The following is a 26,853-nucleotide window of genomic DNA, read 5'->3' as shown; positions in this document are numbered from 1 at the left end:
CTCATCGGCTCCCGGCGGACGGTTTCCTGCCGGGGCACTCAGCCCAGCTTATCGGCGCGGCGCCGCACTAAGCTGGAGCCATGACGTCACCTGCTTCCGTGGTTCTTGTTTTCCTTGACTCTGCCTTCCCGGACGGCCGTCTGGCCGATGCGTCCCAGCCGCAACTGCTGGTCACGGACCAGGGAGCCACCCGCGGTGACGGGGCGTTCGAAACCATGCTCGCCGTCGGGGGCAACGTCCGGAAGATCCAGGCGCACCTGGACCGCCTGGACGGTTCCGGGAAAGCGCTGGACCTCGCCATCCCCGGCCAGGACCAGTGGCGCCGGGCCATTGCCGCCGCCATTGCAGAACACCGGTCCCAGCACCCTCCTGTTTCGGATGCCGACGATGAACTGGTGGTCAAGCTGGTGGTGACCCGCGGGGCTGAGGGCGCCGCCGCCCCCACCGCATGGGTCCAGGTATCCCCGGTGGGAGCGGGCGCCCGCCGCCAGCGTGAGACCGGCATCGACGTCATCCTCCTCGACCGCGGCTATGACAGTGATGCGGCAGAGCGGGCCCCGTGGCTGCTGCTCGGCGCCAAGACCCTCTCCTACGCCGTCAATATGGCCGCGCTCCGGCACGCCCATAAGCAGGGCGCGGATGACGTCATTTTCTTCTCCTCCGACGGCCGGGTCCTCGAGGGCCCCACGTCCACGGTGCTTTTGGCCCACGTGGACAAGTCCGACGACGGCACGCCGGTCAAGCGCCTCATCACACCGCAGCTGGACAGCGGAATCCTGGCCGGCACTTCCCAGGGAGCGCTCTTCAAGGCCGCCAAGGAGGCAGGCTGGGAACTGGGGTACGGGCCGCTGGTGCCGCAGGACCTGCTGGACGCCGACGCCGTCTGGCTGATCTCGAGCGTGCGCCTGCTCGCCCCCGTCAACCGGATTGACGGGCAGGAGATCGGGACGCCGTCGCTGCAGAAGGAGCTGACCGCGGAGCTGAATGAACTTTTCGCCGGCATTCAGTAAAGTCCTGTTCCCCCGGCCGGCTGGCCCGTAGGGTGTGGTTCATGGATTCACGCGCGCCGCAGCCAGCTGACAACCTGACCTTCGACGAGTGCTGGGAGCTCCTGGCCGACGACACTCTGGGCCGCCTGGCCCTGGTGGTGGACGGGCATCCGGAGATCTTCCCCATCAATTACGTGGTGTACCGCCGCAGCATTGCCTTCCGCACGTCCGGGGTGACCAAGCTGTGGGGCGCCGCCCAGGAGCGCCCGGCCGCCCTGGAAATCGACGGCTACGACCCGCGCACGGAGGAGGCCTGGAGCGTGGTGCTGCGCGGGGACACCGAGATCATGGAGGACCAGGACGAAAAGGACGCCGTGGACGCGCTGGGGCTGGAGCCCTGGCAGCCCGGAGAGAAGAGCCACTACATCCGAATTTCCCCGCGCGCCCTGACCGGCCGCCGCTTCAGGGTGGCCCGTCCGGATATCTGGAACACCCGTCTGCAGGACCGGCGGCGGGCCTCGTTCGAGTAGCCTGTTTCGCTAGCCCCCAGGCTTGGGGACCCTAGCCTGCATGCACCGACAGCTGGGATTCGAGCCCCGACAGCAGGATGCTCAGTCCCTGGTCAAGTTCCGCAGACCCGTCATAGGTCGCCAGGTCCGGTCCGAGGGACCGAAGGCGGGGAAATTCCCTCGGCGGCAGGCGGTGCAGCCCCAGCCGCAGAAGGGCCTCGTTCTCTTCCGGGTCCACCACGAATTCCTGAAGCTCGTTGAGGATGTGGCCGTAGAGGAAGCCGTAGTAGGCGCGGTACACATGCAGCGCGTCCGGCGGCGCGAATCCTGCCTCGATCAGCAATGAGAGGATCTGTTCCAGCGGGCGGAGCGTCCCCAGTGGCCGCATGCCCAAGGGGGTGGACAGCGGCCTGGTCACCAGCAGCGGCACCACATTGGGGTGCTGGAGCGCCAGGCTCCGAAGGCTGTGGGCGATGTGCCGGAGCTGGGCCTTCCAGTCAGGATCCTTGGGCTGGATGGAGAGCTGGTTGAGCACAAGCTCGGTTACTCCGTCCAGGAGGGCCGCGCGGTTTTCCGCGTAGCGGTAGAGGCTCATCGGGTCCCGGCCGAGTTCCTGGCCCAGGCGGCGCATGGTCAGGGCGTCCAGCCCCTCGGCGTCCACCAGTTCCAGGGCTTTGGCCAGGACCAGTTCCCTGCTGAGCCTGCCCTTGCGCGCGGCCGTACTGCCGGGCGTTCTCGCGGGGGCCATCTTTTCCATCCTGGGCATTGAAAGCGGTGTTCCGGCGAGTTAATCAAGACGCTTGCCGGATGTGTAGTCTACGCGTACAGTCTACACTGTAGATAGGCGTCAATCCCGCTTGGGGTCCTCCTTTCTTGAAGGATCCTCGTTACACTCCATTGCCGCGTGCACGGCATGTGAGGTCTGCTGCTGTAGCCGAACGGCGGCGCCACCGCACTTAGCGAAGGGAAGCCGTCATGGCACATTCGCAGTTCGATATTTTTCTCCAAGAAGCCACCTACCTGGACCAAACCTCCGAACACGTCCTCGATCGCGACCGCCTGTACGGGCTCTACACCAGCTGGTGCTTCATCAACCAGCAGCCGCTCAGTCCGGAGGACAGCTTCTGGGCCGCCATGCGCGACAGGATCAGTCCGGATCGCAGCGGCCTTCACATGAAGGGCCCCGCAGCCACCGACTACATCATGGCCAGCTACCCCGGGCTGGTCTGAGCAGGACCAGCCCCAGGGACATCAAGGGCGGCGTGAACCAAGGGCTGCGGCCCCGGTTCACGCCGCTTTTCCATGCCTCGAAAAGCCTTCGACGCCGGGCCCGTCTCCTAGGTGGGAATGATCCGGAAGAGGAACTTCGTCCGGACCATGACCCACAGCAGCCCCAGCACCGCCGCATAGGCTGCCGTGTTCAGCAGGACGTTCTCCTGCTGCAGGGCCGGGATGTTCGCCACCACGGCAATCAGCACCACGTGCATGATGAACACGTAGAGCGTGGCGCGGCCCAGCGGAATCAGGAACCAGCCCAGGGCCCGCTGCACGGGCTTCCAGTACGCGGTGAGGAAGGCATAGGCCGCGACCACCAGGACCAGGACGTTGAGCAGCCGGCCGGGCGCCAGGTACGTCCTCGCAAAGAGCGCGTCGTAGACCGTCCGGTACACGGTGTCCGCGACGAGCGCCAGCCGGACGTCGAAGCCGTTGGCCAGGTAGGGATTTCCCCAGGACAGGAAGGCCAACAGGAAAGCGAGCGCCGTGCAGGCGGCCACCACCCAGGTCCGCGCCGAGAGCCAGGCGACGATGCTGCGCCGGTGGAATCCGGCAACCAGGCCGAGCACGAACAATACCTGCCACACGAGCAGCGGGAACGAGTCCTCGAACTGCGACGGCAGGAGCCGGAAGCGCGTAGTGGCGCCGACGGCGTAGACCGCCAGGGTGCCGGCCAGCACCCACACGGCCTTGCCCCGGTTGAGGGCAGCAAGAATGAAGGGGCTGGCCAGCAGCAGCACCACGTACAACCCCATCACATTGAACTGCCACGGGCCGAACTGCAGCAGCAGGATGGCGGGAAGCACCTGGGGCGGCACCGGGAACTGGAAGAGCGACTCCATTCCTGCATAGAGGTCGTAGGTGCGTCCGGCGCCGTCGTGCCCTGCCCCGCCGGTCCCTTGGTCCACGAAGGTGGTGAGCGCGTCGGTACGGAACACCGGCAGCAGGGAAGCCAGGAAGACACCCACCAGGACGATCAGCGCCGTCAGGTAGAGCTTGCCGGCGCGCCGTGACGTCAGGTCCACGACCGTTCCAAAATCGTCCTTCACCCGTGGCCCGTACACCATGCCCACCACCAGGCCGGAGAAGAGGACAAACAGCTCGGCACCCGAAACGAAGCCCACCGCCTCCTGGGTGAGCAGCTGGAACAGGGACGTCATGCCCAGATGGTTGACCACCACGAACACAATGGCCAGTCCGCGCAGCAGGTCCACGCGGGAATCCCTGCCGGACGGGTCCGTATAGCTCCAGGCCGTTGCGGCGTTGACGCGGCGCGGAATCTGCCACAGAGCCACAAGGAGGATGACGAGCGCGGCCCCCACGGTCCAGGCTGCAGGCCCGGCCAGCGTGTTGGCCCGGACATAACCGCTGCCGCCGGCGGACACTTCCGTGACGGGACCGGTCACCAGGGCGAGGCCTCCAGCCGTTCCAGCGCCGCCCGGGCAACCTCCGGGCTGCCGGTCAGCAGCCAGTCGATGCTGGCCACGCCGGTGTCCCTGGTGCTGGTGCGCTCGTCCCAGACCACCGCGGCCGTCCTGCCAAACTCCGCCGAGGTGGCTGTGCCTACCACCTGGTCCCACCAGCCGGTCTTGATCTCAGCTTCGGATGCGCCGCCGGAGGCCGGGCTGTAGAAAGCGGCGGTCTGCAGCAGGAACGGTTTGTTCCGCCCTTGGGCATAGGTGGCGTAGAAGTTCTCGCCTCCTGAAGCCGTCAGCATCTCCGCCAGCTCGCCGGCGCGCGGAAGGGTATTGACGGCCGCGCCGCCGGCAGTGTCGTCGTGGAAGGCCGTCAGGCCAACCCAGTCCACGGCGTCATCACCGGGATAGTACGGTTCGTAGGCGCTGTCGGACCCGTCCCAGGCGCCGTCGCCGTTTGTATCCAGCAGTTCGAACCCGTCGCTGCCGGGAGCCGGGGCGTTCCGGTTCCGGTCAAAGGGGTAATCCTTGCCCAGGAACGGCTCCCAGACCATGACTGTCCGGCCGTCGCCGGAATCCTTGAACGCCGCGGACACTGTCCGGAACGCCTCCCGGTACGCGGCCGGCTGCTGGCCCCACTCCACCCAGCCGGCGTTCATGTCCGGGGCAAACCGCACCAGCACCTGGCCCTGGAACTGTGCGGTCAACCGGCGGATTTCCCGAGCGAATGATCCGGCAGCCGCGGCGTCGATCTGGTCCAGCGGCACGGTGGGCTTGACCGTGAGCATGGCGTGGGACCCCTGAAGCGATGACTGTTCAAGGAAGCCCTTGATGTCGTTCTGCTCGGAGGACCGGTACGGAAAGGCGATGTCGTGTCCAAAGACAGCCGGCGACGCTCCCAGCCGCTCGGCAAACCCCGCGGCAGTGTCCTCGCCCCATTCCAGGACGACGCCGAGCATCGGCTCCCCTGCATCCGGGGCGGGTTCGGCCGCCCGGGCCGGCCCCGCCGACAGGACCGCTGCCACACATGCAACAACAAGTGCGGCAAGGAACGCCCAGGCCAGGCGGAGGCGGCAGGGCGCGGCTGTTCGCATGTTCAAAGGGACCCCCAGTGCTGATCTTCGACGGCGGGGCGCTGCCCCCTAAGAACTGTATCGGGCCGCCCCTCCCGCGATGGGATAGAAAAAGCCCTCCCACCTGCTGTAATGCCGCCGTCGGCCGTCCCCGGGAAGGGCACCGCGACCGCATCCCCGGCAGCGTTTCCGCTTCAGTTACGCAACATGACGACAACGGCGATGCGGCCGCCGGTGCCAGATGTTACGTTTTTGGGGAGTAATCGAGTACCGGCGCCAAGCCCTGACTGGCCGGTCGGCAACCCTCCTTCCGCGGCGGGGTGCCTCAGGTGAATACTCGGCATATCGACCGATTCGAGCTGCAAGCGTGAGAGAAGGAGATCCGTCGTGTCCGACGCCCCCGAAGAAAAGCTGTCCTACCGCCTCATCAGCGGCCCGGACAACCGTGAATTCTGTGAGCGGATCTCCACCGCGCTCGCCGAAGGCTACGTCCTGCACGGAAGCCCGGCGGCAGCCTTCAACGGCACCAGCGTCATCGTGGCCCAGGCCGTCGTCCTGCCCGCCGCCATCGCCTCGGCGGACGCCGCCGTCGCCACCGCTGTTGACGACCTGGAAGCAGCCAACGAGGACCTCGAGTTCGACGGCGAGGGCCACGCATGAGCTACGCAGGAGACCTGACGCCGGAGGAAGCCTGGGCCAAGCTTGAGCAGGGTGCCATCCTGGTGGACGTGCGCACCGAAGGCGAATGGGCCCACATCGGCATCCCGGACACCAAGGCCACGGACAACGATCCGCTGTTCATCCAGTGGACCTTCCCCGGCGGCATTCCCAACCCGGATTTCCTCAAGGACCTGAGCCAGCAGGCGCCGGAAGACTCCAGTACCGAATTGGTGTTCATCTGCCGCTCCGGCCAGCGTTCCATCTCCGCCGCCATCGCCGCGACGCAGGCCGGTTTCACCTCCTACAACGTCCTGGAGGGCTTCGAAGGCGATCCGGACCGCTACGGCGAACGGACCGTCAATGGCTGGAAGAACCGCGGCCTGCCGACCAACCTCGGAAAGAACTAAGTGACCTTCAATAACGACGCCGCCGGCTGGAACCCCGACACCCAGGCCGTCCGCGGCGGGCTGGATCGCACCAACTTCCAGGAAACCTCCGAAGCGGTCTTCCTGAACTCGGGCTTCGTGTACGAATCCGCCGCCGCTGCGGAACGCGCCTTCACCGGCGAGGACGAGCGCTTCGTCTACTCCCGGTACGGCAACCCCTCCGTGGCAACCTTCCAGGAGCGGCTCCGGCTGCTCGAGGGCACGGAGGCATGCTTCGCCACTGCGTCCGGCATGTCCGCCGTCTTCACCGCCCTGGGCGCCCTGCTGGCTGCCGGGGACCGCGTGGTGGCCGCCCGTTCGCTCTTCGGTTCCTGCTTCGTCATCCTGAATGAGATCCTGCCGCGGTGGGGCGTGGAGACGGTGTTCGTGGACGGCCCGGACCTGGAGCAGTGGCGCGCCGCCCTGTCCCAGCCCACCACCGCCGTCTTCTTCGAGTCCCCGTCCAACCCGATGCAGGAGATCGTGGACATCGCCGCGGTCAGCGAACTCGCGCACGCCGCCGGGGCCACCGTCGTCGTCGACAACGTCTTTGCCACTCCCCTGCTCCAGCGCTGCGGCCAGCTGGGCGCGGACGTCATTGTCTACTCGGGCACCAAGCACATCGACGGCCAGGGCCGGGTGATGGGCGGTGCCATCCTGGGCACCAAGGAGTACATCGAGGGCCCGGTCAAGCAGCTGATGCGCCACACCGGCCCGTCGCTGTCGCCGTTCAACGCGTGGGTGCTGACCAAGGGCCTGGAGACCATGGCGCTGCGTGTCAACCACTCTTCCGCCACCGCCCTCCGGCTCGCTGAATGGCTGGAGCAGCAGCCTGCCGTGAGCTGGGTGAAGTACCCGCTGCTGAAGTCCCACCCGCAGTACGACCTCGCAGCGAAGCAGATGCGTGCCGGCGGCACGGTGCTCACCCTGGAACTGCCCCCCTCCGGCGGCCGCTCGGGCAAGGAAGCCGCCTTCGCGCTGCTGGACGGGCTGCGGATCATCGACATCTCCAACAACCTGGGCGACTCGAAGTCCCTGATCACGCACCCGGCCACCACCACGCACCGCGCGATGGGGCCGGAGGGGCGGGCTGCCATCGGGCTCAGCGACGGCGTGGTGCGCCTGTCCGTCGGGCTCGAGGATGCCGACGACCTGATCCGCGACCTCGAACAGGCCCTGAAGCAGATCTAGCTTTTATCCCGCGGTACATCGTCCGGCTGGAGCTCCAGCCGGACGTCCACGGCGTCGCCCGCCCTGATCCGCGCTTTGTCCCGGACAGCCTTCTTGACGGGCAGCAGGTATGAGCCCATCTTGTTGTCCGGGAAGATGGACGTCTCCCAGCGGTGGCCGCCGATCTCCACCGCGACCTTGACCGAGCCGAAGGCCTTGTTCCCGGCTTCGCTTTGCTCCGCAATGTCGTCCGCCACGTCCGGCGGCAGCGTGAGGAAGTGCCATCCCGCTTCGCCGGGATAGAGCCAAAGCTCGGCATGGAAAGAGTACGACGGCGCCACGCGCCGAGTATGGCACGTGGCCTTCCCTAACGCCACGGCTGCCGTCCGGCTAGGCCTGCCGCACCCGCAGCAGGTCGGGAACGGCATCGACTTCGGAGAGGTCAAGGTTGCCGCGCATGGTGACGTTCACGGCGTGCCTCACTACGGCACCGAACCCCATGTCCTCAGGCGGCGGTCCCGCCAGCTCCTGGTCATGGACCCGGCGTTGTTCCGCTGCCCCTGTGCCGCGCGCGATGATCGCCTCTACGCCCTGCCGCGCCAGGTCGAGCTCACCCTGCTCCTCGAGCACCGGCGCGAGGTAGTCCACCAGGGCGCGCGCCACGTCAGGCGCGGGCGCGGGCCGGAAGCTTCCGAAGTCCAGCAGTTCCCCGCCGAGCCCTCCACTGCTCGCCTGCCAGGACGCCATCCTCAGCAGCGCGGTCGGAACCGGTGCAGGGTCGACGCCTTCGCGCCACTCCCGGCCGGCGGTCTCCACGAGGGCACGGACCAGGACGGCAAGGAGGGCGGCGTCGTCGGCGCGCAGGCAGACGTCCGCAACCCGCACCTCCACGGTGGGATGGTTGCGGGACAGCCGGGCATCAAAATAGATCATCCCTTCGTCCAGCATCACGCCCGTGTCCAGCAGCCTCGTGACCAGCCGGCGGTAGGCGGGGTAGGTGCCGTAGATGCCGGCCGGCCCCGCGGTTGGCCAGCGGTTCCAGGCCTGGGTCCGGTAGCTTTCAAAACCTGTCTCCAGCCCGTTCCAGAACGGCGAGTTGGCGCTCAGCGCCGTGAGCACGGCGAGTTTGTCGCGGATGCGGTCCAGGACCGCCACGCCTTCGTCGGGTGACTCCACGAAGGTGTGGACGTGGAAGCCGCAGGTCAGCTGCTCCTGGGCGGTCAGCCCGAAGCGTTCCAGCATCCTGGCGTAGCGCGGATCAGGAGTGGTGTGGCTGTTCAGGCCCAGCGGCGACGTGGCAAGCGCGGCAACGCGGGCGTTGTGTTTCTTCGCGGCCTCGTCCGCGAGCATCCTTCCGGCCCTGATCTGCTCCAGCAGGCTGCCGTACTCCAGGCAGGGCCGGGTCTGGGTCTCAATCTGCTCAAGCTTCAGCTCGGCACTCAGGCCCATCTCGTCGTCGTCGTAAACCGTCTTGTCCTCGGTCTCGAGCAGGCGCGGATCCTGGGCGGAATCGTCGGCAGCCACCCGGCGGCCGGACAGCAGGGCGTCAGCCAGCGCCAGCGGCTCCCCGGTCTCCGGATCAACAATCAGGAGCTCTTCCTCCACGCCGAATGTACGCATAGTGACATTCTGCGGCAATGGGATCGTATTTGGAGGGGCCCCGCCGTTCATGACGAAGCGTTAATGCTCAGTCCTGGAAGTACTCCACCTTGGCGCCGATGGTATTCAGCCTCTCCGCCAGGTCCTCGTACCCGCGCTCGATAACGTAGATGTTCCGCAGTTCGGACACCCCGCGGGCCGCCAGCATGGCCAGCAGCAGGCACGCCGCCGGCCGCAGCGCGGGCGGGCAGCCCACTTCCGCGGCGCGCCACTTGGTGGGGCCGTTGACGTAGATGCGGTGCGGATCCAGCAGCTGCACCTGGGCACCCAGCCGGTTCAGTTCGGTCAGGTAGATGGCACGGTTTTCGTAGACCCAGTCGTGGATCATGGTCTGGCCCGAGGCGTTGGCTGCTATGACGGCGAAGAACGGCAGGTTGTCGATGTTGAGGCCGGGGAACGGCATGGGTGGATTTGTCCTCGGGTGCACGCAGCTCCGACGGCTTGGTGGTGACATCCACCAGGCGGGTGCGGCCGTTGCGCGCCATGTACTCGCCGGAAATTTCCAGCTGCTGCCCCATCTGGCCAAGGGTGGCGAGCTCGATCTCCATGAACTCGATGGGCACGCGGCGGACCGTGACCTCGGAATTTGTGACGATCCCGGCGGTGATGAGGCTCATGGCCTCAATCGGGTCCTCCGACGGGTAGTACTCAATGTCCGCGTTGATGACTGGCCGGCCCGTAATGCTGAGGGTGGTGGTACCCACGCCGTCGATAACCACACCCAGCATCTGCAGGTAGAAGCAAAGGTCCTGGACCATGTAGTTGGGGCTGGCATTGCGGATGACAGTGGTGCCCTCACGGTGGGCGGCGGCCATGATGGCATTTTCGGTGACGGTATCGCCGCGCTCGGTGAGGACGAAGGAACGGTCCTGCGTGTCAGCCGGCGGTGCCTGGATGGTGTAGAAGCCCGCCGTGGCCTCCACCGAAAGACCGAACTGGCGCAGGGCCTGCATGTGCGGCTCAACAGTGCGGGTGCCCAGATCGCACCCTCCGGCATAGGGAAGCCGGTACTCCTCCGTCTCGTCCAGCAACGGTCCCAGCAGCATGATCACGCTGCGGGTGCGGCGGGCGGCATCCACATCCATCGCGTCAAGGTCCAGGACGGCCGGCCGGCGGAGCCTCAGGTCAGTGTCATTCAGCCAGGTGCACTCCACGCCAATGCTGGTCAGGACCTCAACGATCCGGTTGACTTCCTCGATCCTGGCCAGGCGGCGGAGCACGGTAGTGCCGCGGTTGATCAGGCTGGCACAGAGCAGGGCGACGCCGGCGTTCTTGCTGCTGTTCACGTCGACGGCGCCGGACAGGGTCCGTCCGCCCTCCACGCGCAGGTGCGTCATCTGCGGCTTGCCAACGTTGACGATGCTCCGGTCGAAGATGCTTTCCAGGCGCTGGATCATTTTCAGGCTCAGGTTTTGCTTTCCCTGCTCCATCCGGGCCACCGCGCTCTGGCTGGTTCCCAGTTCGGCGGCCAACTGGCCCTGGGTCCAGCCCTTCTCATTCCGGGCGTCCCTCAGCATGGCGGCAACGTGCTCAGCGGTTTCCTGCGTCATGGCAAAAATATATCATAAATGAGTTATTCCCCCTCATTACAGGCACGTAACGGCCCTCACAAGCGCTTTAGTACCCGATATATGCGATAGAGATCTTGATGGATCAGCCTTCATTCTTGAGCATCCGATGCTTGTTCCGCCGCCGCCACGGCGGGAGACTTGGAGGGAACATTCCTTCTCTGGCAATAACGAAAGGCGCAATGTTCCGGCCCCATGCCCGTCCGTTCCCGCTCAGGCTTGCCTGGCTGCTGGCGGCAGCCGTGCTGCTGGCTGTAGCGGGTCCTGTTTCTGCGGCGCCCTCGCCGGGCGAGGGCGGCCAGGCGCTGCTCGGCAATGATGTGTCCTGGCCGCAATGCGACAGGGAGCTGCCGAAGGGGCAGGCGTTCGGCATCGTCGGCGTCAACAACGGCCTCGCGAACAACACCAACCCCTGCCTGGCGGAACAGCTTGAGTGGGCAGCCTCCTCCCCCGGTTTGCCCGGCCAGCCGGCTGTGTCGCTGTACGTCAATACCGCGAACCCGGGCAGCTCCGGGTCCTGGTGGCCGGACAGCGACGAATACCCCATCGGCCGGCAGGTCCACAACCCCTACGGCCCCTGCAGGGAGGGCAACTACGGCAAGGCCTGCGCCTACATGTACGGCTGGGCCAAGGCCTACGACGACGCCTACATCCGCGGCATCAGCAACCCCGCCGACTATGTGTGGTGGCTGGATGTGGAGACCGAAAACAGCTGGTCCGGCGACAAGGACGCCAACCGCGCGGTCCTGGAGGGCATGACGGACTTCTTCCACAGCATCAATGTCAAGGGAGTAGGCATCTACTCCACGTCCCTGCAGTGGGGCCGGATCGTGGGCAGCGTCAGCAGCACCAGTAACCTGTACCCGTTGCCGAGCTGGCTGGCTGGCGCCCGCAACGCGTACCGGGCCGCCGGGGCATGCCTCAAGGAACCGCTAACGGGCGGCGGCAAGGTGGTCCTCACCCAGTTCGTGGCGCGGGGCTTCGACTACAACCACTCGTGCACCCAGGAACCCTAGCCTCCCAGCCACACCATGTTCCAGGTGCCGGCAGACACGGCGGCCACCACGGCGAGTCCTGCCATGAGCAGCCCGCCCGCCAGCACCCACGCATCCAGCACGCTGTACGTTGAGGCGCGGGCCCAGGTGCGGGTCCCGCCGCCGAATCCGCGCGCCTCCATGGTGACTGCCAGCCTCGACGCCCGCCGGATGGCCTGCACCAGGAGGCCGAAGCTTTGCCCCAGCGTGGCTTTCACCCGTTGCAGGACGCTGCCCCGTGACCCCACGCCCCGTGCGCGCCGCGCCATGCCAATGGTCTGCCACTCCTCAGCCAGCATGCCCACCAGGCGCATGGCGGCCAGCGTGCCGAGCACGAACCGGTGCGGCAGGCGCGCCTTCTGGGCCAGCGCGTCTGCCAGGTCCGTCGGATCGGTGCAGCTCATCAGCAGCACCGCCGGCAGCGCGATGGCCAGGCCGCGGAGCATGAACCCGAGTCCCGTCTCCAGGGACCCTTCGCTCATGGTCCAGATGCCGACGTCGATCAGCGTCCGTCCGCTGTCCGGCGCCAGGATAGAGGTGCTCCAGCCGCCCACGGCGGCGGCAAGGATCAGCGGCCAGCCGCGCTGCCAGAGCAGCGTGGGCGTGAGCCCTGCAAGCGGGAACAGCAGGACTTCGAAGGCCAGCGCCACCGTGGCGGACACCCAGTCGATGGAGAGTGCCAGGACCACAGTGATCAGGATGACGGCGGCCAGCTTGCTGAGCGGGTTGGCGCGGGTCAGCAGGGCGTTGTTGCCGCGCAGGTGCAGTTCCTGCCTCACAGGTCAGCCTTTCTCACAGCGCCACCTTTTCTCACAGGGCCACCTTCTCCGCCGCCGCCAGCTTCAGTTCGGTTCCGCCCAGGGCGGCGGTGAACTCGGCATCGTGGGTCACTGATACCACGGCCGTTCCGGAGTCCAGGAGCTCCGAGAGGAAGGACGCCAGTTCGGCCCAGGTGTTGGCGTCCTGGCCGAACGTGGGCTCGTCCAGGACCAGGACCTGCGGGCTGGCCGCCAGGACGGTGGCCACCGAGAGCCGCCGCTTTTCCCCGCCGGAAAGGGTGTAGGGATTGGCGTCCACCAGCGGCGTGAGCCTCAGCCGTTCCAGCAGCTCGTCAACGCGGTCCTCGCCATGTCCCAGGTGGCGCGGGCCAAACAGCAGTTCATCGCGCACCCTGCCGGTGACGAACTGGTGCTCCGGTTCCTGGAACACCGTACCGATCCGCTCGATCAGCTGCTCGGCCTTCCAGCGGAAGGGGTCGATTCCGGCGTCCCGGCTGAGGTTTGTTGTTGCGGAGATTTTGCCCGTGACCGGCTCCAGCAGGCCCGCGAGGGTCAGGGCAAAGGTGGACTTTCCGGCGCCGTTGGGCCCGGTGATGGCAAGCGCCTGCCCGGCCCGCACCTGCGCGGTGATGTCTTCCTGCACCGGAACCGGCGGGATTTTCCGGAACCCGCTGCGGCGCGGGCGTTCCCGGGACACAGCCGTTTTTTCCGCTGCCAGCAGCAGGTCTCCGGCGCCCGGCCGGGCGTCGCCCGCGCGGGGACGGGTGGCCGGAACGTAGCCGGGCACCCATACGCCGGCGGCCGCCAGCATGGTGCGGGCCTCGTCCAGGACCCGGTCCGGCGGACCGTCGAGGAGGACAGCGGGGTCGGCGGCAGAGCCCGGCCGCAGGACTACGATCCGGTCCACCAGGTCCTTCCATACCGACACCCGGTGCTCCACCACCACCAGCGTGGCCCCGGTTTTGTCCAGGCAGCGTGCCACGGCGTCCCGGACCTCCAGCACACCTGCCGGGTCAAGGTTGGCCGTGGGTTCGTCCAGCAGGATCAGCCCGGGCCGCATCGCCAGGATGCCTGCCAGCGCAAGCCGCTGTTTCTGCCCGCCGGACAGCGCCGACGTCGGATGGTCCAGCGGCAGGTGGGACAGCCCGACGTCGGCAAGCGCCTCGTGCACGCGAGTCCAGATGGCGTCGCGGGGCACGGCGAGGTTCTCGGCGCCGAAGGCGACGTCGTCCCCGACCCTGGAGAGGACCACCTGGGTTTCGGGGTCCTGCTGCATCAGGCCGGCACGGCCGCGCTGGCCGCGGGGGGACCCGCCGTCGACCAGGAGCGAACCGGACTCGTCGGAATCGCCGGCCTCGCCGTCGTCGTTCACGTCGCCCAGGACCCCCGCGAGGGCATGCAGGAGCGTGGACTTGCCTGCGCCCGAGGGTCCGAGCAGCAGGACGCGCTCCCCCGGCAGAATGTCCAGGTCAAGGGCGTGGACGGCGGGCTTGGCGCGCCCGGCGTGCCGCCAGCCCCAGCCACGCGCCGTGACTGCGGCCGGCCGCACCGCCCCGGCCGCGCCGTGGTGGTTGGGTGCCTGCATCAGGAGAAGACGGGCTCCGTTGCCGCCTTGCGGGAAGCGAAGGAGCTCAGGACGCCGGTCCTGGCCAGGCCGCGGGTGGCGATCCAGGACAGGGCACCGGCGATGATCGCGCCGGAGATGGCGGTAAAGATGATGTAGGCCAGCTTGTCGCCGCCGGCGTACGCGATGTTCCATCCCCACGGGGCGAAGGAGTCGTTCAGGCCGCAGAACAGGCCTGCGGCAGCACCTGCCAGCAGCGCCACCGGCAGGTTGAACTTCTTGTAGACAAAGATCGCGAAGATGATTTCGGCGCCAAGGCCCTGGACGAAGCCGGAGAACAGCACGGACGCGCCGTACTGCGAGCCCATAAGGAGCTCACCGGTGGCTGCGACCGTCTCGCAGAACAGGGCTGCGCCGGGCTTGCGGATGATCAGCATGCCCAGCACGGCCGGGATCATCCAGCCGCCGGCGATCAGGCCGGTCAGGGGCGGGTAGACGGCGTTCATGGGGCCGGACACCGCGGCCGCGCCCTGGACCAGGCCCAGAAGATGACGCCGCCGGCGATGGCGATCAGGGCCGCCACCACGATGTCCACGACGCGCCAGGACTTGCTGGTGGTCTTCTTGATTGCTGCAGTGCTCATGGAATCCTCCTGGGAAACAGGAGGGGAAAGCACGGCAGTCGGCACTTCGCCGCTGCCGGACTTCGAGAACTCGACTCCCTTGCGCCGGTACTAACCGGATCAGGTTCGAGGGTCTGCGGCTGTCCGCACTCTCAGCGCCCACCTGCGGTTCCCGGCCTTGCCAGGTCCGACGGCGGCGCTCCCCTGTCGTTATGTGTTGCTTGCTTGGATGATGCGTTGGATTGCCCTGTTGGGCGTGGTCCAGTTTACACCTGGACAGGGGTAGATTGTGGGCCATGACCGCCAATGAGCCGCATGTGACCGAGTTCGACCCGGACTCCGAGGACGCCCAGCCGGAGGGATCCCTGCAGGCCCTCATCGGCCGCATCGAGGGTGAAATCCACGAACTCCAGTTCCCGGGCTTCTCGATGGATGACGCGCTCAACCTTGGCCTCCTCCTGGTGGAGCTGGGCAAGGAGCGCAGCCTGCCCATCGCGATCGACATCACCAAGGGTGAACAGGTGCTGTTCCATGTGGCACTGCCGGGCGCCACGCCGGACAACGAGCACTGGATCCGGGCGAAGCAACGGACCGCTGCGCGGTACGAGGTGCCCTCCCTGCTGGTAGGGCTTCGCGGGCGCCTGCGCGGAGGCCGGATCGAGGACGAAGGCTGGTTCGACCAGAGCCGCTATGCGGCCCACGGCGGCTCTATCCCCGTTTACGTAACGGGGGTGGGGGCAGTTGCCACCGTCACCGTATCCGGACTGCCGCAGGTGCAGGACCATGACCTGGTGGTGGAGGCCATGCGTGAGGTGTTGCGGTCCGCCGGGGCTGACGGGGCACCATGACCGGCAATCCCGCTGACAACCCCGTCCGGGCGGCGGTGGACAGGGCGGAGGACGAGATGATCTTTATCGGCCCGGACCATCCCTACTATCCCCTGCTGGCCGAGCTGGTGTCCGCCGTCGGCAAGGCATGGCAGCAGGGGTACGACCAGGCCCGCAGCGGCGGGCACCACCCGAACCCCTACACCTGGACCGGACCGGCCTGACGGGAACATCCTGACCGGCCTTAGCTCCGGGCGCGGAAACCAAGCTTGCTTAGCTTTTATTAGTAATCATGCTTACTATGTTGTTTCCACCGCGTACGAGGAGTCCAGGACATGGCAGTCAGCACCCGTCCACCCGGCGTCCGGACCGCACTGCAGTGGTCCGCGCTGGGCGTTGCCGGCGTCTTCCTGTTCGCCGGCACCCTTGGGTTCGTTCCGGGCATTACCAGCAACTATGGCTCCCTTGGCTTCGCCGGACCCGGCTCGGGGGCCCTGCTGCTGGGCATATTCCAGGTGTCCGTCCTCCACAACCTTGTCCACCTCCTGTTCGGCGCCGCCGGACTGTTCATGGCACGCACCCACCGGCAGGCCCGGAACTTCCTCACGTACGGCGGCGTCATCTACCTGGTCCTGTGGCTGTACGGCCTGCTCATCGGGGACGAGACCCCCGCCAACTTCATCCCCGAAAACTATGCGGACAACTGGCTCCACCTCATTCTGGGGCTGGCCATGATCGTCATTGCCGTCCTCCTCTCGCCACGGACCACCCCGGCGGGCAGCCGGAAATCCTGACCTGACCCACCTGCCGCCAGCGCAGACGGCACCGCCACAACCCGAAACCAAGGAGCATCCCATGCGAATCCCGGAACCCCGAGGCCCCATCAGCGGCATGCTGCTCGACGTCCTGGCGGGTGCGCCGGCGGGCCCGGCCGAAGCCCTGGCCGGGCTGCGGGAGCTCACCTTGAACCGGCTGGCGGAAACTGCGGACATCATCGGCGACGACGATGCCCAGCTGGCCCTCTTCTGCCTGTACGAACTGCACTACTCCGGCCTCGACGGCGTCACGGACGAGTGGGAATGGGATGCCGGGCTGATCCAGGTCCGTCAGGCCCTGGAAAAGCCGTTTGAGGCGGCCCTTCGCGCGGCAGCCGGCGACGCCGCCGGAGAGCTGGACCTTCCGGCTGCCGCCGACCTCACCAGCGACGCAGTGGCAGATGTGCTGTTCGGCCTTGCCGGCAGGGACACCGGCCCCAGCGTCTCCCGCTATGTGGCCAGGAAGGCCAGCCTTGACCAGCTCAAGGAGTTCCTGATCCATAAGTCCGTGTACCAGCTGAAGGAGGCGGATCCGCACACGTGGGCGATCCCCCGCCTCAGCGGCCGGGCCAAGGCGGCGCTGGTGGAAATCCAGGCGGACGAGTACGGCGGCGGACGTCCGGACCGGATGCACAGCGCCCTGTTCGCCCGGACCATGCGGGGGCTGGGGATGGATGACTCCTACGGCGCGTACGTCGATACCGTTCCGGCGGTTTCCCTGGCGGCCGTCAACCTGATGTCCCTGTGCGGGCTGAACCGGCGCCTCCGCGGCGCCATCATCGGGCACCTGGCCATTTATGAGATGACGTCTTCGCAGCCCAACCGGTTCTACGGCAACGGCTTCCGCCGCCACGGCTTCGATGCCGGCGTCACCCACTACTTCGACGAACATGTGGAAGCCGATGCGGTCCACGAGCAGATCGCGGGCCGCGACCTTGCCGGCGGGCTGGTGGAAGCCGAGCCGGAACTGCTGGATGACGTCCTGTTCGGGGCAACGGCGGTCATGGCCATTGACATCAGGCTTTCCGCCCACCTTCTTGAGTCCTGGGAAAACGGCCGCTCCTCGCTCAGGGCGGCAATGCCCGTGGCAGCATGACCGCCCCTGCAGGCGGAGGAGCCGCCATGGACCAGGACCAGCCCGAGAGTTCCATCGTGGTGTGCCCGGACGGGCCACTCATCGTGCGGGGGGACTTCGAGATCGTCACGCCCTCAGGAGAGCCGGTCCCCCGCGAACGGAAGACGGTGGCCCTGTGCCGGTGCGGGGCTTCAGCGATCAAGCCTTACTGCGACGGCACCCACAAAATGATCAAGTTCCGGACGGACCCACGTGGTTGACACCCACGGGGCAGCGCACAAGGATGGATTCTCGGAAAGCGTTTTCTGATCCGAGGAGCGTGCGCACTTGCACAGCCAACAGGCAGTCATCGACCGCGAAACCCTGGTGCGCCGCCACAACGTGGAGCAGCGCACCATTGATCCCCGCAGCCCCATTTCCGTAGGCAACGGGGAATTCTGCTTCACCATGGACCTGACAGGCCTGCAGTCCCTGCCCGCCCGGTACCCGGTGGCCGCACGGGACGGGCTTCCGCCAGGCACCCTGCTCGGTACCCAGTCGCAGTGGGGCTGGCATTCCATTCCGCCCGGGCAGGACTACACGCTGGCCGGATCCACCGTCCTTTACGATTCGCCCCGGGGCCCGGTGCCGTACGTGGACATGGTGGGCGGCATCGTGGACGGGCGGGACACCGGTGCGTCGGACAGCGAGGCCTGGCTGCGGGCCAACCCGCACCGGCTGGACCTGGGGCGGATCGGCTTCGTCCTGCCGGCGCGCGGAAACCCGGAGCTGGCAGCGGACGACATCTCCAACACCAGCCAGGTCCTTGACCTCTGGACCGGCACGGCCACCAGCAATTTCAGGCTGCAGGGGCATCCGGTGACAGTGTGCACCGCCTGCCACCCCGGCAGGGACGAACTCGGCTTCAAGATCGAATCTGCCGCCCTGCAGCACGGCCTGGCCGTCTCACTGGCCTTCCCGTACGGCTCCGGTGCCTGGCACAACGCTGCCGACTGGTCCCGCCCCGACGCCCACACCACCACGCTGGCGGAGCGGCAGGCTGCCGGCGGCGGGCGGAACTGGGTCATCACCCGGGACCTGGACGGGTCGGCCTACCGGGTGCAGGTCATGGGCAGCGGCATGGAGCTGGAGCAGACCGGCCCGCACACCGTCCTGGTCCGGGCTGCGGCCGGACAGCAGGTCCTGGATTTCAGTGTCCACTTCACCAGCACCGGTACGGGTGACTGCCAGCCCCGCGGCACCGGGGGCATCGGAAGCGCCAGGCGTACCGGAAACACCGGCGGCGGGGATGGCGCACCGCAGAAGTCCGGGGCCGGCACCGCCGTCATCCGGGCCTCCCGCACGGCGTGGCCGGAATTCTGGAAGTCCGGCGCCGCCGTCGAACTTTCCGCACCGGACGATCCACGCGCGGCGGAGATCGAACGCCGGGCGGTCCTTTCCCAGTACCTCACCGCCATCAACTGCTCCGGCTCATTGCCGCCCCAGGAAACAGGACTGGTCTGCAATTCCTGGCGCGGACGATTCCACCTGGAGATGCACTGGTGGCATGCAGCCCACTTCGCGGCCTGGGACCGGACCGAACTCCTGCTGCCCGCGCTGCGCTGGTACGCCTCCATCCTGGAGCCCGCCCGGCAGACAGCGAAGGCCCAGGGGTTCGACGGCGTCCGCTGGCCCAAGCAGGTGGGCCCGGACGGGCGCGAGAGCCCCAGCCCCATCGGCACGTTCCTCATCTGGCAGCAGCCGCACCCCATCCACCTCGCGGAACTGGCGTACCGGGCGGAGCCATCGCGGGACCTGCTGGAGGAGTTCGCGGAGATTGTGTAAGCGCCGAGTTCATGGCCGGCTTCGCGCACCCGACCGCCCGCGGTTATGAGCTGGGCCCGCCCTTGGTGCCCGCCCAGGAGAGCTACGAATCCACCAGGACCACCGCAAGCAACCCCACCTTCGAGCTCGCCTACTGGCAGTGGGCCCTGCGGGTGGCCAACACCTGGCGGGAGCGGCTGGGGCTGCCGCCCCGGAAGAAGTGGGCGGAGGTGGCGGACGGGATGGTGCGCCCCACGGTGGTGGACGGGGTATACGCGGCCATCGGTGTGGAGCCGTACAACCATCCGCACGGACCATCCCTCCATGCTCTACGCGCTGGGGGTGCTGCCGCGGACGGACCTCATCGATCCCGCCATCATGCGCGCAACCCTGGCCAGCGTCCTGGCCGACTGGGACTGGGACAGCACCTGGGGCTGGGACTATCCGGTGATGGCCATGACCGCCGCCAGGCTCGAAGACCCGGAAACCGCCGTCGACGCGCTCCTGCTGGACGCAGCGAAGAACCTGGTGCTGCCCAACGGCCACAACCGGCAGACGGAATCACTGCCGCTGTACCTGCCGGGCAACGGCGGGCTGCTGGCGGCCGTTGCCCTGATGGCTGCCGGCTGGGACGGCGGCCCGGACCGGGATGCGCCCGGTTTTCCGCCGCACTGGACCGTGAACTGGGAAGGCCTGGTGAGGGCGCCCTGACGTGGGGCGGCCACCCTGACGTTAGGCTAGGGGAAGTCCTGATTTCACGACGCTAGGAGGCACGGAATGAACTTCTTCATCAAGCTGCTGGGCACGGGCATCAGCCTGCTGGCCGGATTCGCCGGAACCAAGGCAGTGGACGTGATCTGGGAAAAGACCACGGGCCGGAAGCCGCCCAAGGGCGACAAGGAGGATGTCCCCACCACGCTCCGCACCGCCCTCACGTTCGCGCTCGTGTCCGCGTCGGTGAGTGCCGTGATCCAGGTGCTGACCAACCGCGGGACCCAGCGTGCCATCACCCGGTTCGCGAAGAGCCAGGACGTCGTCTAGCCTCTAAGGCTGGCGTTCAGGGCCGTCGCCGGAGCCGTCCTCGCGGGCGGCCTTGGCGGCGGCTTTTTCGCACCACTGCCTCCAGCTCGTCCGAGGTGAGCAGCTCGCGGTGCAGGTGCTTGGTCCGGTAGCCTGCCCGGCCCACCATGTGCGCCGAGACGGGAACCGTGAGGAGCTGGAAGATCCAGGCCACCAGCAGCACCGGCCACACCCACCAGGTCCGCATTTGCAGCCCGATGGACGCCAGCAGCAGGAACAGGCCCAGAACCTGCGGTTTGGTGGCGGCGTGCATGCGGCTCAGCAGGTCCGGGAAGCGCAGCAGGCCAATGGCCGCGCCGAGGGACATCACCGCGCCCACCACCATGAACACGGCGGACACCAGGTTGATCCAGCCGTCCGCGCTTGCCAGGTCGAAGGTCCAGGTATCAGGGCTCACTGGGCTGCTCCCTCCGGTCGGCCACGAACCGGGCCACCGTCACCGATCCGATGAAGCCGATGACGGAGATGGCCACCACCAGCATCAGGTTGTTAAGGTGCCGGTTCACCGCCATGTCCACGCACAGCGCCCCGCCCAGGATGGCAAGCAGCACATCGGAGGCCAGGACGCGGTCCAGCAGCGAGGGCCCGCGCGCTATGCGGATGATGGCCCCGGCGGCGGCCAGGGAGAAGATGACGGCCGTGACGGCCAGGACGGCCTGCATCATGCGGCTGCCTCCATCCGGACTGCTTCCAGTTCTTCGCGCGTGCCCATGATCCGGATCAGTCCGGCCTCGATGGACCTCACTTCGTTGCGCAGGTTTTCCACGTCCTCCGGGGTGCTGATGTTGATGGCGTGCAGGTAGAGGGTGGACGTTGACCGGTCCACTTCCACCACCAGGGAACCGGGAATCAGGGATATGACGTGCCCGGTGGCGGTGACCATCAGGTCCTGGTGGCTCCGCAGGGTAACCGCGACGACGGCGTTGGTCACCTTGGGTCCCCTGGTGATAGCGAGGTGCAGGACCTGGGCGCTGGCAACAACCACCTTCGCCAGGAACGCCAGGGCGAACGGGATGGCGTAGAGGATGTTGAAGCGGCCGCTGAGCTCCACCGGCGGAAGGTAGAAGAGCCGGGCGACGGCGACTGCCAGCAGCGCGCCGAACAGCAGGTTGCCGGGGCTGAAGTCCTGCCAGAGAGCACCCCACACGATCACCAGCCACACCAGGAGCGGCAGTTCCTGGCGCAGTGAAATGCGGCGGCGGCTCATTGACCTCCTCCCGCGGTCCGGACGGGTGGCACCACGGTGTCCCCGCCCATGACGGCCTGAATGTACGGCGTCCGGTCCAGCATGTCTTCAGCCGCCCGGTCGGACAGTCCGAAGAGCGGCCCGGCGAAGACGGTAAGGGACACGCCCAGCGCCACCAGGCCCAGCGTGGAGCCCACCATGGTCCGCGGCAGCAGCGTTGCGGAGCGGGTGGCGCTGGTGCGGGAGGTCAGCAGCATGCCGGTCCGGCGGGCACCGCCATCCTGGCGCCCTTCCCCCTGGACCTGCCCGTCCGCCTGTGCGTCCTCGTCCGGCCCTGCCAGCAGCACCGGGTCCGGGTGCTCGGCGTCGGAGGGCCGGCGCCAGAACGCGCGGTTCCAGACCCTGGCCACTGCCAGCAGCGTCAGCAGGCTGGTGAGGACGCCGCCGATCACCAGTGCGTAGGCAAGGGGCGTTCCCAGTTCGATGCCGGCCTGCATTAGTCCCACCTTGCCCAGGAACCCGGAGAACGGCGGGATGCCGGCAAGGTTCATGCCGGGGATGAAGAACAGCAGCGCCAGGAGCGGCGAGAGCTTGGCCAGCCCGCCCAGGCGGTCCACGGAGGAGCTTCCGCCGCGGCGTTCGATCAGCCCGGTGACCAGGAACAGGCTGGTCTGGATGGTGATGTGGTGGGCAACGTAGAAGACCGCCGCGCCCAGTCCCGCCACCGAGGACATGGCCAGCCCGAACACCATGTAGCCGATGTGGCTGACCAGGGTGAAGGAGAGGAGACGCTTGATGTCGCTCTGCGCCAGGGCACCCAGGATTCCCACCACCATCGTCAGCAGCGCCGCCACCATCAGGGGCGTGTTCAGCGAGTCCCCGGGGAACAGCAGGGTTTCCGTGCGGACCATGGCGTAGACGCCCACTTTGGTCAGCAGGCCGGCGAACACCGCGGTGACGGGGGCCGGGGCCGTGGGGTAGGAGTCGGGCAGCCAGAAGGACAGCGGGAAAACGGCCGCCTTGATGCCGAACGCCACCAGCAGCATCACGTGCAGGAGGGTCCTGGTGCCCTGGTCCAGTTCCCCCAGCTTGAGCGCAAGGTCCGCCATGGTCACGGTTCCGGTGGCCCCGTACACCATGGCAATGGAGATCAGGAACAGCACCGAGGACACCACAGACACCACCACGTAGGTGACGCCTGCGCGGATCCGGGGGCCCGTCCCGCCGAGGGTCATCAGCACGTAGCTTGCGGTCAGCAGGATCTCGAAGCCGACGTACAGGTTGAAGAGGTCCCCGGAGAGGAAGGCGTTGGACACCCCTGCCACCAGGATCAGGTAGGTGGGGTGGAAGATCGAGACAGGCGCGTCGTGGTCGCCGTCGGCCATGCCCTGGCCGGTGGCGTACACCAGCACGGCCAGGCTCACCGCGGACGAGACCACCAGCATCAGCGAGGAGAACTGGTCTACCACCATCACGATGCCCCACGGCGGCAGCCAGCCTCCGATGGTCACCGCCACGGTGCCGCCCTCCCACACGTGGGCCAGCAGGAGGCATTCGAGCAGCAGGGTCAGGGACAGCAAACCGATGCTGACGGCCTGCTGCGCCCGGGAATGCCGGATCAGCATGAAGGTCAGGGCAGCGCCCAGGATGGGAAGTACGACGGCGAGCGGGGCAAAGCTTGCGATGTTCACTTTCCGCCTTCTTCCGGGCCGGGCTCCACGTTCCGGGAGCCGGGTTTTTCTTCGGCGGCGGCGTCCTCGGCCGGCATTTCGCGGCCGCCGGCCACGAGGGTGGCCGTGCCGGCGGCACGCCCGCCGTCACCGGACGGGCGGTGGTCGGAGATGTCCCGGCCGTCACCGCCCAGCATGGTGAGGGGAAACTCGGAGGTCTCCGCCGGGATTTCGGCGTCGTCCTCGGCATCGAAGCTGGGGGTCTCGGCGACGCGAAGGTCTTCCACGTCATCCTGGATCTCATCGCGCCGGGCAAGCACCCAGGTCCGGTAGATGATGCCGAGCATAAAGGCTGTGACCGCGAAGGAGATCACGATGGAGGTCAGGATCAGCGCCTGCGGCAGGGGTCGTTGTAGTCCTCGGCCGCGATGTCCTTGGAGTACAGCGGAGCCAGTCCGGCGTATCCGCCGGTGGCGAGGATCAGCAGGTTGGTGGCATTGGCGAGCAGCATCAGCCCCAGCAGTACCCGGGTGAGGCTGCGTTCGAGGATGAGGTAGATCCCGCAGGCGTACAGGGCACCCATGATGATCAGCAGGGTCAGGTTGACGCTCATGCTTTGCCCTTCGCCGTGGTTTCCGCCGGAATGCCGTCCGGCTCCTGGTCCTCGGCGGGAGCAGCTGCGCGTTCCTCGAAGTGCTCGTCGATTTCGGCGCCGAGGCTGCGCAGGACGTCGAGCACCAGCCCCACCACCACGATGTAGACACCGATATCGAAGATGGTGGAGGTGACGAACTTGATGTCGCCGAAGACGGGCAGCCAGAACTGGATGATGGCGGTCTGGAACACCTGGCCGCCCAGCAGGAGCGGGACCACGCCCGAGGCCGCGGCGATGGCCAGCCCGATGCCCAGCAGTGCCCCGGCGCTGACGGGGGTCGCCTCCCGCAGTTCAAACCGCCCGCCGGCGAGGTAGCGGATGGTGAGGGCAAGTCCGGCCGTCAGGCCGCCCGCGAATCCGCCGCCGGGAAGGTTGTGGCCTGCCAGCAGCAGGTACAGCGAGAAGATCACCAGGGAGTGGAAGACCAGGCGGGTGACCACCTCGAAGATGATGGACCGGCGCTCCGGCGCGAGGGGCCGCCCGGCCACCAGCCAGGCGTCCCGGGTGGCGGAAGCGAATTTCCTGCTGATGGCCAGGGCCGCGCCGTCCCGGCTCCCGGGATCGACGCCATGGTGGCGCCCCACGGATCCCTCGGCCACCGACGCGGACATCAGGATCCGGTCGCCCCGGCCGCGGACGAAGATCAGGCTTGCCACACCAGTGGCGGCGAGCGCCAGGACGGTGATCTCCCCGAAGGTGTCCCACGCCCGGATGTCCACGAGCGTCACGTTCACGATGTTCAGCCCGCCGCCGCCTTCATAGGCCAGTTGCGGGAACTCCAGCGAGACGGGAGTGGCGATGCGCGCTCCCATGGCGAAGATCGCGGCGAACACCATGGTGGTACCGATCCCAGGCCGATCAGGACGCGGACCACCCGGTACTTTCCGCCGGTGCGGTCACGGAGTTCGGCCGGCAGGCTGCGCATGGCCAGCACGAAGGCCACCAGGATGATGGTCTCCACCAGCATCTGGGTAAGGGCCAGGTCCGGGGCGCCCTGCAGGGCGAACATCAGGGCAATGCCGTAACCGGTGACGGACACCATCAGGACTGCCAGGAAGCGCTTGTTCGCCTTGACCGCGGCCAGGGCGCCGATCACGATGCCGGCTCCCACCACGAGCTGGAGCGGCGAGCCGGGATCCACCAGGTAGAGGCCCTCGGGAAGCGGTTTGCGGGCGGCGAGGATGGCGGCCAGGGGCAGCACGAACGCCACGCTGAGGATGACGGCCAGGTAGTAGTAGAGCGAACCGCGCTGGGTGCGGCCGGTAACCCAGACGGCAATGTCGTCCAGGGCGCCGATGGTCAGCTGGTAGGCGCGGTCGGCGTCCACCCACGCCGGCACCTTGGACTGCAGCCGCACGACGGCATTCCGGCCGAAGTACATTGCCAGGCCCAGCGCGAAGGTCAGCGCTGTCAGGCCCAGCGCGGGGGTGAAGCCGTGCCACAGCGCCAGGTGCCCTGCCTGCTCAGCCGGGGTGCCGGCGTCGGGCGCCGTGGATGCGAACAGTGCAGCGTAGGGCTGGAGCCAGGCGTCGACGGGGACCGGCCAGAGCCCGTACACGACGGTGAGGAGGCTCAGGATGGCGGGGGCGGCCAGGAAGGACGGCCGGATTGCCTTGAACGGGGTGGGCTCCACGCCCGGCTTGGTGGCGAACGCCCCCCACATGAAGCGCGCGCTGTAGGCGAACGTGAGGATGGATCCCAGCACGATTCCGCCAAGGACCACCGCTCCCCACGGCCCGGCGGCAGGGTCTTCGGCGTGGTGCACGAAGGCCTCCAGCACCGATTCCTTCGCCACGAACCCGGCCAGCAGCGGGACGCCCGCCATGGACGCGGCACCGACGCCCGCCACGATGCCCAGGGCGCGGGAGGACCGGAAGACGCCGGAAAGCTTTCCGACGTCACGGGTGCCGGACTGGTGGTCGATGATGCCCACCACCAGGAAGAGGGTGGCTTTGAACAGGCCGTGGGCCAGCAGCATCGCCAGTCCGGCCAGGGCGGCATCGGGCGTGCCCAGCCCCACCACCATAGTGAGGAAGCCCAGCTGGCTGACGGTCCCGTACGCGAGGATGAGCTTGATGTCTGTCTGGCGGAGCGCGCGGTAGCCGCCCACCAGCATGGTGGCCAGGCCCAGCCCCAGCACCACCGGCTGCCAGTAGGCCGTTTCGGAGAAGCCCGGCGCGAGCCGCGCCACCAGGTAGATGCCGGCTTTCACCATGGCCGCGGCGTGCAGGTACGCGCTGACGGGAGTGGGGGCTGCCATGGCTCCGGGGAGCCAGAAGTGGAAGGGAACCAGCGCCGACTTGGTGATGGCACCGACGAGGACAAGCACGACGGCGGCGCTCACCATGGGGCCGGACGCTCCGCCCGCCAGGGCGGAGCCTGGCCGAGGATCGCGGAGATGCGGTACGTTCCGGCGGCATGCCCCAGCATGATCAGGCCCACCAGCATGGCCAGGCCGCCTGCCGTGGTGACCATCAGGGCCTGCAGGGCAGACCGGCGCGCTGCCAGCCTGGTCCGGGCGAACCCGATCAGGAGGTAGGACAGGATGGTGGTGAGTTCCCAGAAGATGAAAAGCAGCAGCAGGTCATCCGCCACCACCAGGCCGAACATGGCGCCGGCGAAGGCCAGGAGCTGGGCTCCGAATGCTCCGAGGTCCTGGTCCTTCCGCTTGAAGTACCGCCCGCAGTAGGCCAGCACCAGGGAACCGACGCCCAGCACCAGCAGCGACATCACCCAGGCCAGCGCATCCAGGCGGAAGGCGAATTCGAGGTGCAGGCCGGGAATCCACGGAAAGACCTCGGCCACAGCACCGGCTGCCGAGTAGACGGGTGCGTGCTGGAAAAGGAGCCAGGCGAAGGAACCTGCAGGGACAACAGCCAGGGCGTAGAACGCATTGCGGCCCCAGGCCGGAAGAGAAGCGGCGCCAGGACAGCCACCGAAAAGTGCACGGCAAGGACTGTTACCACTGGATTCTCCGCAACGTCAGGGATTCGATTGTCA

22 protein-coding genes, 6 pseudogenes and 2 riboswitches are annotated in these 26,853 nt (G+C 67.6%); of the genes and pseudogenes, 14 read left to right on the top strand and 14 right to left on the bottom strand.

What is annotated here, in order from left to right; all coding sequences use genetic code 11:
* Positions 1-80: 80 nt before the first annotated feature.
* Together ACPEE0_RS00335 and ACPEE0_RS00330 are read left to right on the top strand one after the other, a co-directional pair.
* Positions 81-1,010, top strand: a complete 930-nt coding sequence (locus tag ACPEE0_RS00335; RefSeq protein WP_009357398.1) for an aminodeoxychorismate lyase — start codon at positions 81-83, stop codon at positions 1,008-1,010.
* 41 nt (positions 1,011-1,051) lie between these two features.
* The gene (locus ACPEE0_RS00330; RefSeq protein WP_009357399.1) at positions 1,052-1,519 is read left to right on the top strand and encodes a pyridoxamine 5'-phosphate oxidase family protein; all 468 of its coding nucleotides are present in this window, start codon (positions 1,052-1,054) and stop codon (positions 1,517-1,519) included.
* Positions 1,520-1,550: 31 nt separating this feature from the next.
* On the opposite strand, the gene ACPEE0_RS00325 is transcribed toward ACPEE0_RS00330, so the two are convergent.
* Positions 1,551-2,246 (bottom strand): TetR/AcrR family transcriptional regulator C-terminal domain-containing protein, encoded by a 696-nt coding sequence (locus ACPEE0_RS00325; RefSeq protein WP_009357400.1) that lies wholly within the window; start codon positions 2,244-2,246, stop codon positions 1,551-1,553.
* Positions 2,247-2,473: 227 nt separating this feature from the next.
* Here ACPEE0_RS00325 and ACPEE0_RS00320 point away from each other — a divergent pair, with 227 nt between their 5' ends.
* Positions 2,474-2,728, top strand: coding sequence for a hypothetical protein (locus ACPEE0_RS00320; protein ID WP_133347579.1), 255 nt, complete (start codon positions 2,474-2,476; stop codon positions 2,726-2,728).
* A gap of 107 nt (positions 2,729-2,835) precedes the next feature.
* On the opposite strand, the pseudogene opgC reads toward ACPEE0_RS00320, so the two are convergent.
* Positions 2,836-5,282 (bottom strand): annotated as a pseudogene (opgC, locus tag ACPEE0_RS00315) (OpgC domain-containing protein).
* A 237-nt stretch (positions 5,283-5,519) separates the two neighbouring features.
* Positions 5,520-5,635, top strand: a riboswitch (SAM riboswitch).
* Positions 5,636-5,648: 13 nt separating this feature from the next.
* Between opgC and ACPEE0_RS00310 the strand changes: the two are divergent.
* From ACPEE0_RS00310 to ACPEE0_RS00300, 3 genes are read left to right on the top strand one after another with little or no spacing between them, the layout of a single operon-like run.
* Positions 5,649-5,921 carry a DUF1737 domain-containing protein gene (locus ACPEE0_RS00310; RefSeq protein WP_009357403.1) on the top strand — a complete coding sequence of 91 codons (273 nt, stop codon included), beginning with the start codon at positions 5,649-5,651 and terminating at the stop codon, positions 5,919-5,921.
* A complete protein-coding gene (locus ACPEE0_RS00305) occupies positions 5,918-6,328 on the top strand; it encodes a rhodanese-like domain-containing protein (protein WP_009357404.1) in 411 nt (136 codons plus the stop codon). The genes ACPEE0_RS00310 and ACPEE0_RS00305 overlap by 4 nt, the downstream gene beginning before the upstream one ends.
* Entirely contained in the window at positions 6,329-7,537 is a 1,209-nt protein-coding gene (locus ACPEE0_RS00300) for an O-succinylhomoserine sulfhydrylase (protein ID WP_424573739.1), read from the top strand. It abuts the gene before it with no gap.
* Here the strand turns inward: ACPEE0_RS00300 and ACPEE0_RS00295 are convergent.
* From ACPEE0_RS00295 to ACPEE0_RS00285, 3 genes and pseudogenes are all read right to left on the bottom strand, one after another.
* Positions 7,534-7,857, bottom strand: a complete 324-nt coding sequence (locus ACPEE0_RS00295; protein WP_354175756.1) for a DUF1905 domain-containing protein — start codon at positions 7,855-7,857, stop codon at positions 7,534-7,536. The genes ACPEE0_RS00300 and ACPEE0_RS00295 overlap by 4 nt on opposite strands.
* Before the next feature lie 49 nt (positions 7,858-7,906).
* Positions 7,907-9,136, bottom strand: coding sequence for a glutamate--cysteine ligase 2 (locus ACPEE0_RS00290; RefSeq protein ID WP_009357405.1), 1,230 nt, complete (start codon positions 9,134-9,136; stop codon positions 7,907-7,909).
* Positions 9,137-9,203: 67 nt separating this feature from the next.
* A pseudogene (locus ACPEE0_RS00285) lies at positions 9,204-10,725 on the bottom strand (UDP-N-acetylglucosamine 1-carboxyvinyltransferase).
* Between the two features lie 200 nt (positions 10,726-10,925).
* Here ACPEE0_RS00285 and ACPEE0_RS00280 point away from each other — a divergent pair.
* Complete coding sequence (locus tag ACPEE0_RS00280; RefSeq protein WP_009357407.1) at positions 10,926-11,759, top strand: hypothetical protein; 834 nt, start codon at positions 10,926-10,928, stop codon at positions 11,757-11,759.
* Here the strand turns inward: ACPEE0_RS00280 and ACPEE0_RS00275 are convergent.
* The 3 genes and pseudogenes from ACPEE0_RS00275 to ACPEE0_RS00265 all read right to left on the bottom strand — a co-directional run bounded on the left by ACPEE0_RS00275 (position 11,756) and on the right by ACPEE0_RS00265 (position 14,763).
* Positions 11,756-12,556, bottom strand: coding sequence for an energy-coupling factor transporter transmembrane component T family protein (locus ACPEE0_RS00275; RefSeq protein ID WP_407710214.1), 801 nt, complete (start codon positions 12,554-12,556; stop codon positions 11,756-11,758). The genes ACPEE0_RS00280 and ACPEE0_RS00275 overlap by 4 nt on opposite strands.
* 31 nt (positions 12,557-12,587) lie before the next feature.
* On the bottom strand, positions 12,588-14,141 hold the full coding sequence (locus ACPEE0_RS00270; RefSeq protein ID WP_407710215.1) for an ABC transporter ATP-binding protein: 1,554 nt from the start codon (positions 14,139-14,141) through the stop codon (positions 12,588-12,590).
* Positions 14,141-14,763, bottom strand: a pseudogene (locus ACPEE0_RS00265) (ECF transporter S component). The gene ACPEE0_RS00270 and the pseudogene ACPEE0_RS00265 overlap by 1 nt, the downstream one beginning before the upstream one ends.
* A 58-nt stretch (positions 14,764-14,821) precedes the next feature.
* Positions 14,822-14,958, bottom strand: a riboswitch (TPP riboswitch).
* 80 nt (positions 14,959-15,038) lie between these two features.
* Here ACPEE0_RS00265 and ACPEE0_RS00260 point away from each other — a divergent pair.
* The 7 genes and pseudogenes from ACPEE0_RS00260 to ACPEE0_RS00230 all read left to right on the top strand — a co-directional run bounded on the left by ACPEE0_RS00260 (position 15,039) and on the right by ACPEE0_RS00230 (position 20,303).
* The gene (locus tag ACPEE0_RS00260) at positions 15,039-15,590 is read left to right on the top strand and encodes a heme-degrading domain-containing protein (RefSeq protein ID WP_407710216.1); all 552 of its coding nucleotides are present in this window, start codon (positions 15,039-15,041) and stop codon (positions 15,588-15,590) included.
* Positions 15,587-15,793 carry a hypothetical protein gene (locus ACPEE0_RS00255; protein ID WP_407710217.1) on the top strand — a complete coding sequence of 69 codons (207 nt, stop codon included), beginning with the start codon at positions 15,587-15,589 and terminating at the stop codon, positions 15,791-15,793. The genes ACPEE0_RS00260 and ACPEE0_RS00255 overlap by 4 nt, the downstream gene beginning before the upstream one ends.
* Positions 15,794-15,904: 111 nt before the next feature.
* Positions 15,905-16,363, top strand: a complete 459-nt coding sequence (locus ACPEE0_RS00250; RefSeq protein ID WP_407710218.1) for a DUF4383 domain-containing protein — start codon at positions 15,905-15,907, stop codon at positions 16,361-16,363.
* A gap of 61 nt (positions 16,364-16,424) precedes the next feature.
* Positions 16,425-17,480 (top strand): iron-containing redox enzyme family protein, encoded by a 1,056-nt coding sequence (locus ACPEE0_RS00245; RefSeq protein WP_407710219.1) that lies wholly within the window; start codon positions 16,425-16,427, stop codon positions 17,478-17,480.
* 26 nt (positions 17,481-17,506) lie between these two features.
* Entirely contained in the window at positions 17,507-17,719 is a 213-nt protein-coding gene (locus ACPEE0_RS00240) for a CDGSH iron-sulfur domain-containing protein (protein WP_407710220.1), read from the top strand.
* A gap of 67 nt (positions 17,720-17,786) precedes the next feature.
* A pseudogene (locus tag ACPEE0_RS00235) lies at positions 17,787-19,973 on the top strand (hypothetical protein).
* Positions 19,974-20,039: 66 nt separating this feature from the next.
* On the top strand, positions 20,040-20,303 hold the full coding sequence (locus ACPEE0_RS00230) for a DUF4235 domain-containing protein (RefSeq protein ID WP_009358215.1): 264 nt from the start codon (positions 20,040-20,042) through the stop codon (positions 20,301-20,303).
* A gap of 16 nt (positions 20,304-20,319) precedes the next feature.
* Here the strand turns inward: ACPEE0_RS00230 and mnhG are convergent, their stop codons facing one another.
* The 6 genes and pseudogenes from mnhG to ACPEE0_RS00200 form a co-directional block, all read right to left on the bottom strand.
* On the bottom strand, positions 20,320-20,739 hold the full coding sequence (gene mnhG / locus ACPEE0_RS00225) for a monovalent cation/H(+) antiporter subunit G (RefSeq protein WP_424573738.1): 420 nt from the start codon (positions 20,737-20,739) through the stop codon (positions 20,320-20,322).
* Positions 20,729-21,007, bottom strand: a complete 279-nt coding sequence (locus ACPEE0_RS00220; protein ID WP_407710221.1) for a monovalent cation/H+ antiporter complex subunit F — start codon at positions 21,005-21,007, stop codon at positions 20,729-20,731. The genes mnhG and ACPEE0_RS00220 overlap by 11 nt, the downstream gene beginning before the upstream one ends.
* Complete coding sequence (locus ACPEE0_RS00215; protein ID WP_009358218.1) at positions 21,004-21,549, bottom strand: Na+/H+ antiporter subunit E; 546 nt, start codon at positions 21,547-21,549, stop codon at positions 21,004-21,006. Before ACPEE0_RS00215 ends, ACPEE0_RS00220 begins: the two co-directional genes overlap by 4 nt.
* The gene (locus ACPEE0_RS00210) at positions 21,546-23,219 is read right to left on the bottom strand and encodes a Na+/H+ antiporter subunit D (RefSeq protein WP_407710222.1); all 1,674 of its coding nucleotides are present in this window, start codon (positions 23,217-23,219) and stop codon (positions 21,546-21,548) included. The genes ACPEE0_RS00215 and ACPEE0_RS00210 overlap by 4 nt, the downstream gene beginning before the upstream one ends.
* Positions 23,216-23,811: pseudogene (locus ACPEE0_RS00205) on the bottom strand (Na(+)/H(+) antiporter subunit C). Before ACPEE0_RS00205 ends, ACPEE0_RS00210 begins: the two are co-directional and overlap by 4 nt.
* Positions 23,808-26,819: pseudogene (locus ACPEE0_RS00200) on the bottom strand (Na+/H+ antiporter subunit A). Before ACPEE0_RS00200 ends, ACPEE0_RS00205 begins: the two co-directional pseudogenes overlap by 4 nt.
* Positions 26,820-26,853: the final 34 nt, after the last annotated feature.

The organism is Arthrobacter sp. SD76, assembly GCF_049726125.1.
GTDB classification, from domain to species: domain Bacteria; phylum Actinomycetota; class Actinomycetes; order Actinomycetales; family Micrococcaceae; genus Arthrobacter; species Arthrobacter nitrophenolicus.
This window is presented reverse-complemented; position numbering and strand designations above follow the sequence as displayed.